The organism is Aquirufa beregesia (assembly GCF_011090385.1).
Lineage (GTDB): Bacteria > Bacteroidota > Bacteroidia > Cytophagales > Spirosomataceae > Aquirufa > Aquirufa beregesia.
In genome coordinates this window covers 841,358-856,683 of record NZ_SEWW01000001.1, presented here as the reverse complement: position 1 = coordinate 856,683, position 15,326 = coordinate 841,358, and the positions used below count along the sequence as shown (strand labels likewise).

The window sequence follows — 15,326 nt, the reverse complement described above, 5'->3', positions numbered from 1 at the left end:
TGACAAATCTAAGCGAAATTCAGAATATTTTTCTGCCAACTAATCCATGTAATTGATAATGTTTTTGTTAAAACGGATATTATTTGAATGCTCTATTTGAATAAAAGGAAATTACATCATCATAACCATTTAATGAAAGCCAGTTTATTATGTTGAACAAGCTGTTAGATAAAATACAATGTATCAGTGGCCTAGATAAGGGAATAATGCCATGTAATCAAAGACTTTCACTTGGCATAAAATCATTTATTTTCAACCAAGATAGAATTCGATGAATTAATTGATATATTTGACCATAGTAAAGCACGGGGTGCCTTGTATAGGCTGAGATGATACCCGAGACCTGATTTGGATAATGCCAACGTAGGGATGCCTTTGAAGATTTTATTTCAAGCTCCACCCATTGGTATATTCAAAGGGTGGAGCTTTTGATTTTTAACAATAAATCAAGATGGAAGTAGAAAAATTTTCAACGGACTTAATTCCCATAAGTCAACAAAACTGGCAAAATAGACCTGAATGGTTTTTTAATCGGGAACATACAGACTCCTATGAGCAATGGTATGAAGGACGATACAAACGTGCAGAAATTTGGCAAAAAAAGGTCATGGAACAACTTGTTTCAAGCGACAAAAGGGTTAAAACATTATTGGAATTTGGTTGCGGAACAGCCCGCTTCACTCGCTGGTGGAAAGAAATTGGGATTGAAGCTACTGGGGGAGATATTTCACCTTTGATGCTGTCTCAAGCTAAGCATTTATTTGATGGAGATTTAGTCATGGCAGATTCACATCACATGCCTTTCAAGAACCATAGTTTCGATTCATTGGCTTTTATTACCACATTTGAATATTATCAAGACCCCATCAAAGTAATTCGTGAAGCTGCTCGAGTGGCTAAATATGGAATCGCTATGGGTATGATGAACCGAAATTCAACCAAAGTGGTCAGAAGAAGGGTTCAAGAACTATTTGGTCAAAATCCTTTCTACCTAACCGCTACTTTTTATACTCCTGCCAAGTTAACAGAAATCATACATGAAGCTTTAGAAGGAAGAGAATATTCGATTCATTGGACTTGTACAGGACTTCCAGCTTGGTTCCCAATTCAACAATGGAGCCTGCCTTTTGGTGATTTCTTTGGTTTATACATTCAGTTGAAAGATGTAGAATCATGAACGAAAAATTAGGTAAACTAGAACATCATTTATTTGACCAAATGATTTATCATAAATGTGGTCATGCACGTACTGAAGTAAGTGTAGGGCCCCAGTTTGGAGTCGATGTTTCAGTGATAGACTTACCTGGCGACATGGCTTTGGCACTTACTAGTGATCCATTATCTTTAATTCCTTCCTTGGGTTTGCAAGAATCAGCCTGGTTATCCGTTCATTTGATGGCAAATGATATGGCCACGACTGGATTTGCTCCTATGTATGGACAGTTTGTCCTAAACCTTCCTTCCTCATTTTCTAAAAATGATTTCCAAATTTATTGGGATTATATCCATCAATTTTGTGCAGACATCAAAATAGCCATAACAGGTGGCCATACCGGGTTTATTGAAGGACAAAATTCGACCATTGCAGGAGGCGGGACTTTAGTGACCGTAGCACCTAAAAGTAAATTGCGAATATCTAAATTGGCAAAGGCTGGGAATGCCTTATTAGTGACTAAATCTTGTGCTCTATCTTCCAGTGCTATTCTTGCCATGAGTTTTCCGGAAACTGTAAAAAATAAAGTTGGAGCTGAAATCTACCATTTGGCTTGTCAATCATTTTATGAGACATCTTCTTTAGCAGATGCTTTATGTGCTGTAGGTGAAAATCAAGAGTTTATGGCAGTAACTGCCATGCATGATGTGACAGAAGGAGGGGTGATGGGCGCAATCTATGAAATGGCAACGGCCTCGGGAAATGGGGCCATCATTCAGAACCATCAATTGCCAATTTCTGAGGTTCAAGCCCATGTGTGCAGGGCTTTTGATTTAGATCCTCGGTATTGCATTGGTGCGGGTTCCATGGTCATTGCTTGTGAAAAAGAGGCGTCAAATGAAGTCATAGCTCGTTTGGCAAAAAACAATATAGCCTGCGTAGAAGTAGGAGAATTATGTTCCAAGGAGCAGGGAATTAATCTGATCGAAAACCAAATCAGTAAGACCGTTACGTATATAGAAACAGATCCTTATTGGGAAGCATTTTTTAAGGCATTAACGGCAGGTTGGAAATGAAAAAAGTAATGCGAAGCGGTATTTATCTTATTCTGGATCCATCTATGGATAGGGAAGAGTTAATGAATAAGTTAGAGGAAGTGATTCAGGAAGACATAGCAGCAGTTCAGATTTGGGATAATTTCCTGCTGGGAGAGAATATACTAGATTTAATTGATCAAATCGTTCAAAAGTGCCATCGTCAACATATTCCTGTACTGATTAATAATCGTTGGGATTTGCTGGCATTGACTCCTTTGGATGGAGTCCATTTGGATAGTATACCCCAGGATTTCCATGAAATACAACAAGCCTGTAAAAAGGAAGTGCTATGGGGAATAACATGCAACAATGATTTAATGGTAGTTCAATGGGCCGAAAATAATGGGTTTAATTACATCTCATTTTGTTCTATGTTTCCTTCATCAACCGCAAATAGCTGCGATTTAGTTCACTTTGATGTTGTTCAAGATGCTCGGAAAATTTCCAATATCCCCATCTATTTGGCTGGAGGAATAAAGCCAGAAAATATGGAATTACTCAATGAATTACCTTACTCTGGAATAGCATTAGTTTCTGGAATAATGAATTCAGCGCAACCCAAAGAGTCAATAAAAAAGTACCTACACATAATTGAAAAAAGAAATGAAACAAGAAACTATAAATAAGCTTTGTTGTCCCTTTGATCATGAAGACTTGCAATTGACAATCATATCAAAGGATATACAGGAGAATATTGTCGAGGGGATGTTAGTATGCCCATCATGTAAACGAGTTTATCCCATTGTATCAGGAATTCCTATCATGAGTCCAGATGAATACAGAGAGTTTCGCTTAGAACAACCATTACTGGAGCGATTAACGAAAGATAAAGTATCGGATAATTTTCGTTTGATGTAAGACCTTATAATTCAAATCGATCAAGGTTTTTTCTTAGCCTTTGTTGAATTTTTAGACTTGGTCCTGTTATTCGACATGTTCCCCAGGGGCATGTCGAACGACAGATTAGGGGGATTTGTAATCCCATACTAGTAGCCCAATATCCATTTCCTCAACCCAAATCCTTTTTGATTTGAAAAAATAATGTCTAAAATAGTATGAAATCAAATGGTTGCTCTTACATTTGCAATCAAATAGTTTCATAATGAAAACAAGACGAGATATTTTTCAAGCCATCGCCGACCCCACCCGTCGCGCCATTATCACGCTTATTGCCCTACAGGCTATGACGCCCAATGCCATTGCCGAGCACTTTGATTCCTCCCGACAAGCCGTTTCCAAGCATTTGCGCATTCTTTCAGAATGCGAATTAATCAGCCAAAAACAAGAAGGTCGAGAAATCTATTATCAATTGGAAGTAAACAAAATGAAAGAAGTAGACCAATGGATTAGTCAGTTCCGCCAGATTTGGGAAAACAAGTTTAATCAATTGGATGAAGTTTTAGCCACCCTAAAAGCACAAAAAAATGAACAGTAACTTACGTTTTGACTTTATTGTCAATAAAGAAAACAACACCGTCCAAGTGAAACGGGAATTTAATGCCAACTTAGAACTAGTTTGGGAAGCTTGGACCAATCCCGAAATTCTTGACCAATGGTGGGCCCCAAAACCCTATCAAACAAAAACTAAATTCATGGATTTTCGGGTGAATGGCATGTGGTTGTACAGCATGAGGGGTCCACAAGGTGACACACATTGGTGCAAAGCTGACTATACATCCATAGAGCACCAAAAACATTATTCCTACCTCGACAATTTTTGCGACGAAGATGGAAAGGTTAGTGCCAAGTTCCCAAATTCCCATTGGACCAATGTATTTAGTGAAAATGCTACAACTACCAGCATCGACATCACCATTCAATACGAAAGTTTAAAAGATCTTGAAAAAGTCATTGAAGTAGGCTTTAAAGAAGGATTTTCTATGGCCATAGATAATTTGGATCAATACTTGGAAGCCCAATTCATGCTTCGTCAACAAAACAAAAGCAGCAGGAAAGCCAGAGTGTGTACCTATTTGAATTTTGATGGTAAAACGGAAGAAGCATTTTTATTTTATAAAAGAGTATTTCAATCGGAATTTATCGGCAAAGGGATACAGCGCTTTGGTGATATTCCTGCCAGTTCAGAGCACCCACCTGTAGCTGAAGAAATCAAGAAAATGATTTTGCATGTGGAATTACCTATTACCGGAAATCACATTTTAATGGGAACGGATGCCCCTAAAGAAATGGGTTTTAGCATGAACCAAGGAAATAATATGCACATTTGCTTAGAACCTGAATCCAGAGAAGAAGCTGACCGACTGTTCAATGAACTCTCAGTGAATGGACATATTACCATGCCTATGGCAGATATGTTTTTTGGAGCCTATTTTGGTGAATTTTCTGATCAATATGGAATTAATTGGATGATTAACTTTCAACATTCTAACGAATAGATATTGATTGATCCAGATATGGTAGAAATTAGTCGAATTAAAATTAAATTCATCCCTAAGCACTATTTCCGATAAATTTAGACAGCACTGGTGGCTGAGGTTCTCGAAGCCACCATTTTCCATTTATTGATTTCTGAGGCTCACGAAGCCCCGATTCTCCATCACTCGGTGGCTGAGGCTCTCGAAGCCACGTGCTTATTTTCCAAAGTCAAAATACACAGCCCCTCCGTTTTATCCGTCACCTTATTGCGGTTATCAATCCGATGACCCATGACCCACACCACAGAACCTTTACTCAAGACTAATTGTACGTTTTTCTTCAAATTCAAAGGAATTTTTTTGTCGGTTAGAAAGTCAGAAATCAATTTCTTTTGGTTCATGCCTAAGGGGCAAAACCAATCACCTTCTTGGTATTTTCTGATTTCTAGAGGAAAATGCAAGGTCTCTGCATCCAGACAAGCCACATGAGATCCCGTAGGTGGCGTGAATCCTTTTTCATTTTCACCAAAATCGATGTGCAAAATCTGGTGACCCAAATCCACTTCCTCTGCTTCTTCATCCACTAGGATAGGTTTAAACTCGGATTGGTCTTTGGGACTAATCACCCATTGCTGCCTGTCGATATTTAGGGTATGACTAGGGGATTCAAATATCTTTCCAACTTGTTGATCACCAGCCTCTAAAATATGCCCCATGGCATCCGCGGTAAAATGATAGGCCAATAAAAGTTGTTGGCGCATAACCTCCTCTTTTTCTGCTAAATCTTTATCCGTCAACTGAACAAATAAGTTTCCTTGTGCATCCAATTGACAACGTTCTTGTTTCCAAATTTGAAATTCAGCCTGCATCCATTTTTCTATGGAAGCAATTTTGGCACTGCTTTGGGCAACACTCTGCTCAAAATGTGGATGTAATTCGATGAACTTCGGAATAATTTCATGTCGAATGAAATTCCTTTGATATTTCGTCGATGCATTGGAAGAATCTTCTCGCCAAGCCAATTTTTGGCTTACGACAAAATCAAATATTTGCTCCTGATTAGCAAAAGCCATAGGGCGAATGATATGACCATTTTTGATGGGAATACCGTGAAATCCGGCTAAGCCGCTTCCCCGACTTAAATTCATTAAGACGGTTTCTGCACTATCCATCTGGTGATGAGCCGTGGCAATAAAATCATATCCTTCTTTTTGACGAATCTCCTCAAACCAATCATAGCGCAAGATTCTGGCGGCCATCTGGGTAGAGAGTTTTTCTTTCTCGGCAAAGGCTTTGGTATCAAAGCAAATGGTATAATAGGGGACTTTTAGGGTCTTGGCCATTTTTTTGACAAATACCTCATCCGCTAAAGATTCTTCACCGCGCAAACTAAAGTTGACATGCGCTATTCCAAAATTGAATTTGGCCAAAGAAAACAGTTTGGCCATGATAACGGAGTCAATTCCGCCACTGACAGCCAACAAAATTTTTTGATCGGCCTGGAATAAATTCTCTTTTCGAACAAATTGGATGAAATCTTCCAGCATAAAAATGGTAAATTGCGTGATAAAGCCACGAAATTAACGATTCGCTTTCAAGATGCGCTATAAATCGCCCATTTTCCTGATTATTCTATTGCTTTTACCTGTCTTAGCCTGGAGCCAAAGCCAAGTTCAGGTGATTTCAGCAGATAGCCTTAATGGTATCCAAGTGGAATCTTCCATGATTAAGAAATTGATTGGTAAAGTGGTCCTTCGGCAAGGTACCACTACCTTATCTTGTGATCAAGCTATTCTAAATAGCACGACCAATAATGTAGAGGCCTATGGTCGAGTGAAAATTGTCCAAGCCGATACCGTGACCATTACTGGGGATTCTGCCTTGTATAATGGAGACCTCCGACAAGCCTATATGTTAGGGCGCGTGAAATTGGACGACCATACCATTGTCTTGAATACCAATAAGCTAGACTATGATATGAATACCAAAATGGCTGTCTATCATACAGGAGCCAAGATTTTGGATAAGAAAACCACCTTGACAAGTAAGGAAGGTTTTTACAATACGGTGACTAAAAACTTTTTGTTTAAAGAAAAAGTTCGTGTGGTAGATAAAGAGGGTGGAGCGCTGAAAGCGGATTCTTTACGCTATAATACAGCTTCCAAAGAGGCCTTTTTCATTTGTCCAACGGAAATTATCAATAAGAAGGATACCGTGTATACCAAATCTGGCTTTTATAATACGCAAACCAAAGTATCCAATTTTACAGGCCGATCCACTGCCAAAATGGAAGATTATACCTTGACAGCCGATACCTTATTTTATGATAGCCCTACCAAAATAGGGGTGGCTAAAGGTAATGTGGAGTTTTTGAGTCAAAAAGATAAGGTAGTATTAACAGGAAAGAATGGTCGATATAATGGTAAAACGGGGATAACTCGTGTTTATGGAAATGCCTTGATGCGAAATATCATGGAACGAGATACCTTGTACCTAACGGCTGATACGCTAGTCTCTTTCGATAATAAACAGGATTCTGTACGCAAGCTTTATGCTTACAAACATGTGCAGATTTATAAGTCAGATTTATCTGCCCGATGTGACTCTTTGGGATATGATATGCGCGACTCTGTGATCCATTTTTACCAAAAGCCCATCATCTGGACCAATGATTCCCAGTCGACCGCTGATTCGATCTCCTTATTTATGGTTAATCAAAAGCTGAAAGAAATGCGCCTCCGTGGTCATTCTTTTGTGATTTCAGCGGATTCTGCCTCTCATTTTAATCAAATTAAAGGCCGAAAGGTTTGGGTGTTTTTCAATGATGATTCCAAACTAAGGCGAGTGAATGTAGAAGGAAATGGGGAGAGTATTTATTATGTTATGGACGACAAAAAAGTGACAACAGGACTGAACCGAGTGGAATGCAGTCGGATGAATCTTTTTTTTGAGGAAAATAAAGTCAAGAGAATTACGTTTATCACCAAGCCTGAAGCAAGATTTGTTCCTCCCAAAGAGTGGAATGAAGATTTGCAAGTTTTGGATGGCTACCGATGGCGAATCAATGAAAAGGTTACTTACAAAAAGCTGATGGAGGCGGTGAATGCACCGGAATTGTCCATTCCAATTGTTAAAAATCCTTAAAATTGGGCCTTTGGTCATTCAAAATGTACCATTTGACCTATTTCATTTTTTCTAACACAATATCTGTCTTATTTTTGTTTCACCATTGTTTGGATAGATGAACCGATTTTTACCTTTCTTAATTTCTTGTATAATCATGTTACTCTTAATGGAGAGTTCATGGAATGTGAATGCTCAAGGAGAAAGTAAATCCCGCTCTCGTTTGGAAATGAAATCAAAGTCGAATCCAGTTCGATTACCTATCTTATTGGCTAAGAGAAGTTTCAAGATTAATCCGCAATTGCAAACCAGTTTAAATATTCACGAGAATACCTATATCAGTCAGTTTTTGAAGAATAGTTATGCACAAGCTAGCACAACTAAATCAGCTGAACCGATCAGTATGGATCGTAAAATTAATGAAGAGACTGTATCTAATGATGCTTATTTGTTTCAGTCGGACCGCCTTGTAGTTTCTAATTTATACCCCAATCCGGCAAGTGAATATGCCGACATTGATTTTCAAATGGCCACATCCAACCAAGAGGTGAAAATTGTGGTGTACAACATTTTAGGTCAAGAAATCAAGGAGTTGATATTAGATAAAGATCAGCGCTATGCGCGTATTTCTTTGCGAGATATCAATAGTGGGATGTATATGTATCAATTAATGATTGATGGTCGTTCCATCGTTACCAAGAAGTTGATAGTCAGAAAGCAATAAATTCAAATTAAAAATCGTTCGTTTTAAACAACGTCGGCAAGGTTCCAAACCTTGACGACGTTGTTCACTGCATCATTAAAATCCACTCACCGTTCTCTTGATGAAGGCTGTTAAATCAGCTCCAGTTAGTAGATTTTGAGATAATAAAGCTAAATCAGCAATTTGCTTTGCCAAATTTTTCTTTTCCTCCTCAGAAGGTAAATCAATCAATTTATTGATCAATGGATGGTTGGCATTGATGGTGATTTGATAGGTCATCGGCATATTTCCAAACATACCCATGCCTCCGCCACCTGTTTTAGACATATCGCTCATACGACGCATAAACTCGTTTTGGGTCACGATGGCGGGTAATTCATCTGGCGACATGGCTTCTACACTCACCTGTTTCTGCTTATCGTTTAGTGTTTCTTCGAAAATTGCTTTCACCGTATTCTTCTGATCATCTGTCAAAATGGCCTCTAATTGAATACCCGTGTCAATCAATTTATCGATGGAATCCGCATCTACGCGTTTCCATTGTGTCTTTTCAATTTTGGACTCCATCTGATTGATAAAGTGGGCATCAATCATGGAATCCATTTTTAATACCGAATAACCTTTTTGAATGGCAGATTGAATAAAGGCGTCTTGTTGCTGAACATCCGTGGTATACAAATAGACTTTTTGGCCATCTTTATCTGTTTGTAATGCTTGAACTTCCTCCGCATATTCATCCAAAGTAAAGAGCTTGTCGGCTGTAGTTTCTACCAAACAAAAATCTTTTGCTTTCTCCAAGAATTTTTCATCTGAAATCATGCCATACTTGATGAATAAACCAATGTTAGCAAATTTCTCCTCGAATCCTGGTCGGTCAGATTTGAACAATTCTTGTAGTTTATCCGCTACTTTTTTGGTGATATAGCTGTTGATTTTCTTGACATTGGAGTCTGCTTGTAAGAAACTACGTGATACGTTTAATGGAATATCGGGTGAATCAATAACCCCGTGCAATAGCATTAAAAACTCAGGAACGATGTCTTTAACTTCGTCAGTGATGAAAACCTGACGACTGTACAGCTGGATTTTTTCACGTTGTAACTGGAACTCGTTTTTCACTTTAGGGAAGTACAGAATTCCTGTCAAATTGAAAGGATAATCCACATTCAAGTGAATCCAAAATAAGGGTTTCTCTTGGAATGGATATAATTCCTCGTAAAATTTGAGGTAATCTTCATCCGTTAATTCAGATGGAGATTTTGTCCAAAGTGGGGAAGGATTATTGATTATTTTTTCTTGGAATTCAATGGGGATAGGTAAGAATTTACCATATTTTTCCAAGATGGATTTCAAACGAAATTCATCTAAAAACTCTTCTGAATCTTCAGCGATATGTAAAATGATATCAGTACCTCTTTCTGCTTTTTCAGCAGAGTTGATGGTGTATTTGGTGGAGCCATCGCAAATCCATTGGGCCGCTTCAGCACCTTCTTGGAAAGATTTTGAGATGATTTCTACTTCAGAGGCAACCATAAATGCGGAATAGAAACCTAATCCGAAATGGCCAATAATGCCCTTGTCATCCCCTTTGTCTTTGTATTTCTCCACAAATTCTGTGGCTCCTGAAAAAGCAATTTGATTGATGTATTTTTTTATTTCTTCAGCGGTCATACCAATACCATTATCTGAAATGGTGATGGTTTTGGCTTCTTTGTCAAAACTTACTTTGACTTTCAATTCTCCTAATTCGCCATTGAATTCACCAATGGAGCTTAATCTCTTGATTTTCTGACTAGCATCTACCGCATTGGAGACTAATTCGCGAAGAAAAATTTCGTGATCCGAATAAAGGAATTTTTTGATGATCGGAAAAATGTTCTCGGTGTGAATGGAGATATTACCTGATTCTTTCATAATGTTCATGAGGAGTGATTAAAAATCTTAAATTTGATGCAGAAATAACAATTTCATGTCCAAATTCTGTTGAGGTGTCATATTGTCAGGAATTATGTCGAAAACCAACTTACGAAGAGAAACAGATTGTCTTAATTGTGAAAATGAAGTAACGGCACGTTACTGTTCGCATTGTGGACAAGAAAACCGAGAGCCATATGAATCATTTTGGTCGTTGGTGATACATTTCATCGAAGATATAACGCATTTTGATGGAGCATTTTTTCGAACTTTCAAGACCTTGATTTTTTCACCAGGGTCCTTAACTCAGGCATATTTGGCTGGGAAAAGGAGTAGTTATCTGCACCCAATTCGCTTTTATTTATTTACTTCTGCCTTTTTCTTTTTGACTCTTTTTTATGTTTTCCAACCCTTGCAATTTCGTCTAAACAAGAATTCCAAGGCCATTGAAGTAGTATCGTTTGAAGTGAAAATAGATAAACGAGATGCTTATTTGAATTCGAATGAATTACAATCTTATCGAACTAATCAAGCTAAATTGTCTGAAACAGAACGGGATTCCCCCTTTTTTCAGAATATTATTGTTCATTTTTTTGAATTGCAAAAGAAATACCCCGATAGCCAGCAGTTTTATAAGGCCTTGTATGATGGAGTAAGTCATAAAATGTCTCAAGTATTGTTTATAACCATTCCTTTATTGGCACTTATATTACAAGTTGTATTTCTGAGAAGGAAGCACTTTTACTTCATGCATCATGGTATTTTCGTGTTACACATGGCCACCAGCTTATTTGTTGTACTGTTCATGCGTAATGTGCTCGATATCATTCAATTGGGATTATCTTGGAAATTCATGGATGTATTGAAAACCTGCTTGATGCTAATTTGGGGTTATTTTTACTACCAAAGTTTTAAAAACTTTTATGCCTTGAAAGGAGTTAAAAGTGTGCTATTTTTCACTGTTTCAATTTTATTCCAATTCCTTCTGTTTCTCATCGTTTTTATCAATTTGGTTTTATTCTCATTTTTTAGCCTTTAAATTTTCGTCATGCGTCGCATTTTGCTTGGAGTTGTGTGTTTTTGTTCTTGGTCTCTATATGCCCAGCAAGAATCATTACGCATGGTATATCCTTTTATCCCTTTATCCATTAATCCAGCAGAAGCAGGAGGAAAGGGAGTAGCTTCCGTGACAGGTATATTTAGAAGAAAGCCTTTGTTTCAGCAAGCGGGTGGTTCAACTTCCTCGCAACAGTATTTTAGTTTTGATATGCCGATTCACCAAGAGCAATGGGGGGTAGGCTTTCTGGCTTATAATACAGATCAATCTTATGGGCCTTTGGGAGGAGGGGTTGCGGCTAATTTAGGTTTGGCGGGATTAGTAGCCAAACGATTTGTCGTAGGAAAAGGTCAGGGTTTGCAATTAGGCTTGAATTTAGGATTGAATCAGTATCCAGTTTTGGGCAAGAGCGGCACGTCCGAGTTTGGTGGCAGTATTGGTTTTGGCATATCCTATCAATATGAGAAACTGGAATTAGGATTAAGTCGGCCTACTCAAAGTTTGCGCAGTTTGGAATGGACGAATCCCAATCCAATCTATGCAAGAATAGGGTATCAATGGGTTCCTGGTCAGGGGAATTTATTAAAAATGGGGGCGTTGATGCGACATCAATATTCGGAAACACGGATTGATTTGAATGCGGTGTTTTGGTGGCAAGAAAAATTGGGTTTGGGCATTTGGTGGCAAAATACAGGATCGGAATTTTCTAATGAGGCGTTATTGGGAAGTATAGAAATCCCTTTTGGAAGAAATTTTCGAGTGGGATATGCCTATGATTTTTTAGGAAAAAATTCGGTGTATTTAAGTCCTGGGACGACAAATACTGGAACGAGCACGACTCAAACAGCGGTCTCGGCCTACCATCAGATTTTTATGAGATATGAAATAGATTTAGGTAATGGTAAAATTGCGAATTTCCGCCCCTAGGTATTGTGGTAAATTATTTGATTATCCGTAGATATTATAAGAAATTTTAAAGATTTTTTTTGGGTAATACCAATCAGTCAGAAATCCTTGGAAATTTGTGCTCCAAACGGGAAAAAACCCCAATTTTTTTGGGGATAATTATAATCCCCTTTGTAAATTGCGAAGATTTTTTTAGACAAGAATAAATAAATTCACCCAATCAATAACGTTTGAAACTTTTCTGGATTTAGGCCAGATTTTACATTATGGATTCATTTTCCTACGTTGCCAATGCTGATACTCAAGTTATTTCTGACTTGTTTGATGCGTATAGAGTTGACCCCAATTCAGTAGACAGTTCTTGGAGAGATTTTTTCAAGGGATTTGAGTTTGCTCAAACTTGGCAAGGAGAAGGCGCTTCGCCTTCAGGTGCCGCCATGGACCAGTCGCATGTTCAAAAAGAAATGTCTGTTATCAGTTTGATCAAGGCATTTCGATCCCGTGGCCATTTACTTTCAAAAACCAATCCAGTACGTGAACGTCAGGATCGTCAGCCGCGTTTAGAGATCAAGGATTATTCCTTATCTGAGGCAGATTTGGATACGGTATTTCAAGCAGGAAGTTTCTTAGGAATTGGGCCGGCTACATTGCGTAAGATTTTTGAAGTACTGGAAAAAGTTTACGCAGGATCGATTGGTTTTGAGTATTCTTATATTCGTGAAGTTCGTGTTAAGGAGTGGTTAAGAAATAAAATTGAAAAAGAGGCATTATCATTTATGCCTTCAATCGAAGAAAAAAAACAGATTTTACAAAAGCTCAATGAGGCGGTTGTATTTGAGAATTTCTTAGGAACTAAATATTTAGGGCAAAAGCGTTTTGGATTAGAGGGGGGGGAAAGCACGATTGCAGGTTTAGATGCGATTATTAATAAAGCTGCAGATTTTGGAGTGAAGCAAGCAATGATAGGAATGGCTCACCGTGGTCGTTTGAACGTGCTAGCTAATATCATGCACAAATCTTATGAAGCGATTTTTGATGGTTTTGAAGGTAATGTGCCAGACCAGATTCATGGAGATGGCGATGTAAAATACCATTTAGGATATTCCAGTCAACATACCAGCCCTAATGGAAATGAGATTTCATTGAAATTAGCGCCTAACCCTTCTCACTTAGAAGCAGTTAATCCATTGGTAGAAGGCTTTTGCCGGGCCAGTGCCGATGCCCATTATGAGGGAGATTATTCCAAAGTATTACCTATTTTAATTCACGGAGATGCTGCTTTAGCAGGTCAAGGTATTGTGTATGAGGTAACTCAAATGGCCAAATTGAAGGGATACTCTACTGGAGGAACCATTCACTTTGTGATTAATAATCAGGTAGGTTTTACTACCGACTTTGAAGATGCTCGCTCGTCCATATATTGTACGGATGTGGCTAAAATCATTGATGCCCCCGTTTTTCACGTGAATGGTGATGATCCTGAGGCGGTTGTATTTGTGTCGCGCATGGCTGCTGAATTCCGCCAAGAGTTTGGTCGTGATGTGTTTGTGGACATGGTTTGTTACCGTAGAAATGGACATAATGAGTCGGATGAGCCGCGTTTTACGCAACCTACTTTGTATGCGAACATTACTAACCATCCTAACCCGAGAGAGATTTACACGCAAACATTAATCAAGCGTGGAGATATAGATGCCAAATTAGCCAGTCAAATGGATTCTGAATTTAAAGCGGAGTTACAGGCACGTTTGGATATGGTGAAACAAAAAGTAAAACCGCCTTATGTCCCTTTAAAGTTGGATAATAAATGGTCTAATTTACGTTTCTCGAAAGAAGGAGATTTTGCTTCTTCACCCAATACGGCAATTAGTAAAACGACGATCGATTTGGTGGCCAAGGCTATTACTTCATTGCCCGCAGGTTTTGTGGCATTGAAGCAAATAGAGAAAGTGATTTCAGACCGTAAAGGATATTTTGAAAAAGGAGAATTGAATTGGGCTACGGCAGAGTTATTGGCCTATGGCTCTATTTTGGCTGATGGAAAAACGGTACGTTTATCAGGTCAAGATGTACAAAGAGGTACTTTTTCTCACCGTCACGCTGTTTTGCATGATGCCAATACCAATAATAATTATTGTAATCTGGATCATATTAAAGAAGGACAAGAGAAGATGCAGATTTTCAACTCCCTGCTTTCTGAATATGGTGTATTAGGTTTTGAGTTTGGATATGCATTAGCTAATCCAGATGCAATAGTGATTTGGGAAGCACAATTTGGCGATTTTGCCAATGGCGCTCAAACCATGATTGATCAATTTGTTAGTTCACATGAATCGAAATGGGGAACACAAAATGGGTTAGTGATGCTCTTGCCTCATGGATATGAAGGTCAAGGTCCAGAACACTCCAATGCTCGCCCCGAACGTTTCTTGCAATTAGCCTCAGAAAATAACATGGTGGTTGCCAATTTAACGACACCGGCCAATATTTTCCATGCTTTACGCCGCCAATTGACTTGGGAATTCCGTAAGCCGTTGGTGGTGATGTCTCCCAAATCCATTTTCCGTCATCCTAAAGTGGTATCTCCTTTGGAGGCATTTACAAAAGGTAAATTTCAGGAAGTGATTGGTGATACTTATGCAGAAAAAGCCAAAGTTAAAAAAGTATTATTGTGCAGTGGTAAAGTGTATTTTGACTTGTTAGAGAAGCAAGAAAAAGATGCTCGTAAAGATGTAGCGATTATTCGTATCGAGCAGTTGCATCCACTACCAACGGCTCAAATTGAAAAGGAATTAGCTCAATATAAAAACGCAGATGTGTATTTTGTCCAAGAAGAACCTGAAAATATGGGTTATTGGTCATACATTATCCGTGAATTTGGGTGGTCTAAATTCAAGGGATTGGTTGCGCGTAAAAAGAGTGCATCTCCTGCCACAGGATTCTTAAAGGTACATGCGGAAGAGCAGGCTGCCTTAGTCAATAAAGCATTTGAATAATT

13 protein-coding genes and 1 riboswitch are annotated in these 15,326 nt (G+C 38.5%); of the genes, 11 read left to right on the top strand and 2 right to left on the bottom strand.

Going from position 1 to position 15,326, the window contains the following annotated elements:
• Positions 1-296 precede the first annotated feature (296 nt).
• A riboswitch (TPP riboswitch) is annotated at positions 297-387 on the top strand.
• Positions 388-451: 64 nt separating this feature from the next.
• The 6 genes from EWU23_RS03790 to EWU23_RS03765 all read left to right on the top strand — a co-directional run bounded on the left by EWU23_RS03790 (position 452) and on the right by EWU23_RS03765 (position 4,646).
• Complete coding sequence (locus EWU23_RS03790) at positions 452-1,177, top strand: class I SAM-dependent methyltransferase (protein ID WP_166228954.1); 726 nt, start codon at positions 452-454, stop codon at positions 1,175-1,177.
• The gene (locus EWU23_RS03785) at positions 1,174-2,229 is read left to right on the top strand and encodes an AIR synthase-related protein (RefSeq protein WP_166228952.1); all 1,056 of its coding nucleotides are present in this window, start codon (positions 1,174-1,176) and stop codon (positions 2,227-2,229) included. The genes EWU23_RS03790 and EWU23_RS03785 overlap by 4 nt, the downstream gene beginning before the upstream one ends.
• Positions 2,226-2,876 (top strand): thiamine phosphate synthase, encoded by a 651-nt coding sequence (locus EWU23_RS03780; protein ID WP_205753065.1) that lies wholly within the window; start codon positions 2,226-2,228, stop codon positions 2,874-2,876. Before EWU23_RS03785 ends, EWU23_RS03780 begins: the two co-directional genes overlap by 4 nt.
• Positions 2,854-3,108, top strand: a complete 255-nt coding sequence (locus tag EWU23_RS03775) for a Trm112 family protein (protein ID WP_166228950.1) — start codon at positions 2,854-2,856, stop codon at positions 3,106-3,108. Before EWU23_RS03780 ends, EWU23_RS03775 begins: the two co-directional genes overlap by 23 nt.
• 244 nt (positions 3,109-3,352) lie before the next feature.
• Positions 3,353-3,685, top strand: coding sequence for an ArsR/SmtB family transcription factor (locus EWU23_RS03770; protein WP_166228948.1), 333 nt, complete (start codon positions 3,353-3,355; stop codon positions 3,683-3,685).
• Positions 3,675-4,646 (top strand): SRPBCC domain-containing protein, encoded by a 972-nt coding sequence (locus EWU23_RS03765; protein WP_166228946.1) that lies wholly within the window; start codon positions 3,675-3,677, stop codon positions 4,644-4,646. The genes EWU23_RS03770 and EWU23_RS03765 overlap by 11 nt, the downstream gene beginning before the upstream one ends.
• Positions 4,647-4,807: 161 nt before the next feature.
• On the opposite strand, the gene tilS is transcribed toward EWU23_RS03765, so the two are convergent.
• A complete protein-coding gene (tilS, locus tag EWU23_RS03760) occupies positions 4,808-6,172 on the bottom strand; it encodes a tRNA lysidine(34) synthetase TilS (protein WP_166228944.1) in 1,365 nt (454 codons plus the stop codon).
• Positions 6,173-6,224: 52 nt separating this feature from the next.
• Between tilS and EWU23_RS03755 the strand changes: the two genes are divergently transcribed.
• Both EWU23_RS03755 and EWU23_RS03750 read left to right on the top strand, forming a co-directional pair.
• A complete protein-coding gene (locus EWU23_RS03755; RefSeq protein WP_166228942.1) occupies positions 6,225-7,769 on the top strand; it encodes an OstA-like protein in 1,545 nt (514 codons plus the stop codon).
• A 136-nt stretch (positions 7,770-7,905) separates the two neighbouring features.
• Complete coding sequence (locus EWU23_RS03750; protein ID WP_166228940.1) at positions 7,906-8,472, top strand: T9SS type A sorting domain-containing protein; 567 nt, start codon at positions 7,906-7,908, stop codon at positions 8,470-8,472.
• Positions 8,473-8,547: 75 nt separating this feature from the next.
• Here EWU23_RS03750 and htpG read toward each other — a convergent pair whose 3' ends face one another.
• The gene (gene htpG / locus EWU23_RS03745; RefSeq protein WP_166229045.1) at positions 8,548-10,365 is read right to left on the bottom strand and encodes a molecular chaperone HtpG; all 1,818 of its coding nucleotides are present in this window, start codon (positions 10,363-10,365) and stop codon (positions 8,548-8,550) included.
• Positions 10,366-10,459: 94 nt separating this feature from the next.
• Here htpG and EWU23_RS03740 point away from each other — a divergent pair, with 94 nt between their 5' ends.
• From EWU23_RS03740 to EWU23_RS03730, 3 genes are all read left to right on the top strand, one after another.
• Complete coding sequence (locus EWU23_RS03740; protein ID WP_166228938.1) at positions 10,460-11,404, top strand: DUF3667 domain-containing protein; 945 nt, start codon at positions 10,460-10,462, stop codon at positions 11,402-11,404.
• 9 nt (positions 11,405-11,413) lie between these two features.
• Positions 11,414-12,349, top strand: a complete 936-nt coding sequence (locus EWU23_RS03735; protein WP_166228936.1) for a type IX secretion system membrane protein PorP/SprF — start codon at positions 11,414-11,416, stop codon at positions 12,347-12,349.
• 245 nt (positions 12,350-12,594) lie between these two features.
• Positions 12,595-15,324: a 2-oxoglutarate dehydrogenase E1 component gene (locus tag EWU23_RS03730; protein ID WP_166228933.1), complete on the top strand. Its 2,730-nt coding sequence runs from the start codon at positions 12,595-12,597 to the stop codon at positions 15,322-15,324.
• Positions 15,325-15,326 lie beyond the last annotated feature (2 nt).

Excerpts from the sequence above, each read along its gene's own strand:
- EWU23_RS03790 (WP_166228954.1), top strand. The coding sequence starts at position 452 with ATGGAAGTAGAAAAATTTTCAACGGACTTAATTCCCATAAGTCAACAA.
- EWU23_RS03785 (WP_166228952.1), top strand. The coding sequence starts at position 1,174 with ATGAACGAAAAATTAGGTAAACTAGAACATCATTTATTTGACCAAATG.
- EWU23_RS03780 (WP_205753065.1), top strand. The coding sequence starts at position 2,226 with ATGAAAAAAGTAATGCGAAGCGGTATTTATCTTATTCTGGATCCATCT.
- EWU23_RS03775 (WP_166228950.1), top strand. The coding sequence starts at position 2,854 with ATGAAACAAGAAACTATAAATAAGCTTTGTTGTCCCTTTGATCATGAA.
- EWU23_RS03770 (WP_166228948.1), top strand. The coding sequence starts at position 3,353 with ATGAAAACAAGACGAGATATTTTTCAAGCCATCGCCGACCCCACCCGT.
- EWU23_RS03765 (WP_166228946.1), top strand. The coding sequence starts at position 3,675 with ATGAACAGTAACTTACGTTTTGACTTTATTGTCAATAAAGAAAACAAC.
- tilS (WP_166228944.1), bottom strand. The coding sequence starts at position 6,172 with ATGCTGGAAGATTTCATCCAATTTGTTCGAAAAGAGAATTTATTCCAG.
- EWU23_RS03755 (WP_166228942.1), top strand. The coding sequence starts at position 6,225 with ATGCGCTATAAATCGCCCATTTTCCTGATTATTCTATTGCTTTTACCT.
- EWU23_RS03750 (WP_166228940.1), top strand. The coding sequence starts at position 7,906 with ATGTTACTCTTAATGGAGAGTTCATGGAATGTGAATGCTCAAGGAGAA.
- htpG (WP_166229045.1), bottom strand. The coding sequence starts at position 10,365 with ATGAAAGAATCAGGTAATATCTCCATTCACACCGAGAACATTTTTCCG.
- EWU23_RS03740 (WP_166228938.1), top strand. The coding sequence starts at position 10,460 with ATGTCGAAAACCAACTTACGAAGAGAAACAGATTGTCTTAATTGTGAA.
- EWU23_RS03735 (WP_166228936.1), top strand. The coding sequence starts at position 11,414 with ATGCGTCGCATTTTGCTTGGAGTTGTGTGTTTTTGTTCTTGGTCTCTA.
- EWU23_RS03730 (WP_166228933.1), top strand. The coding sequence starts at position 12,595 with ATGGATTCATTTTCCTACGTTGCCAATGCTGATACTCAAGTTATTTCT.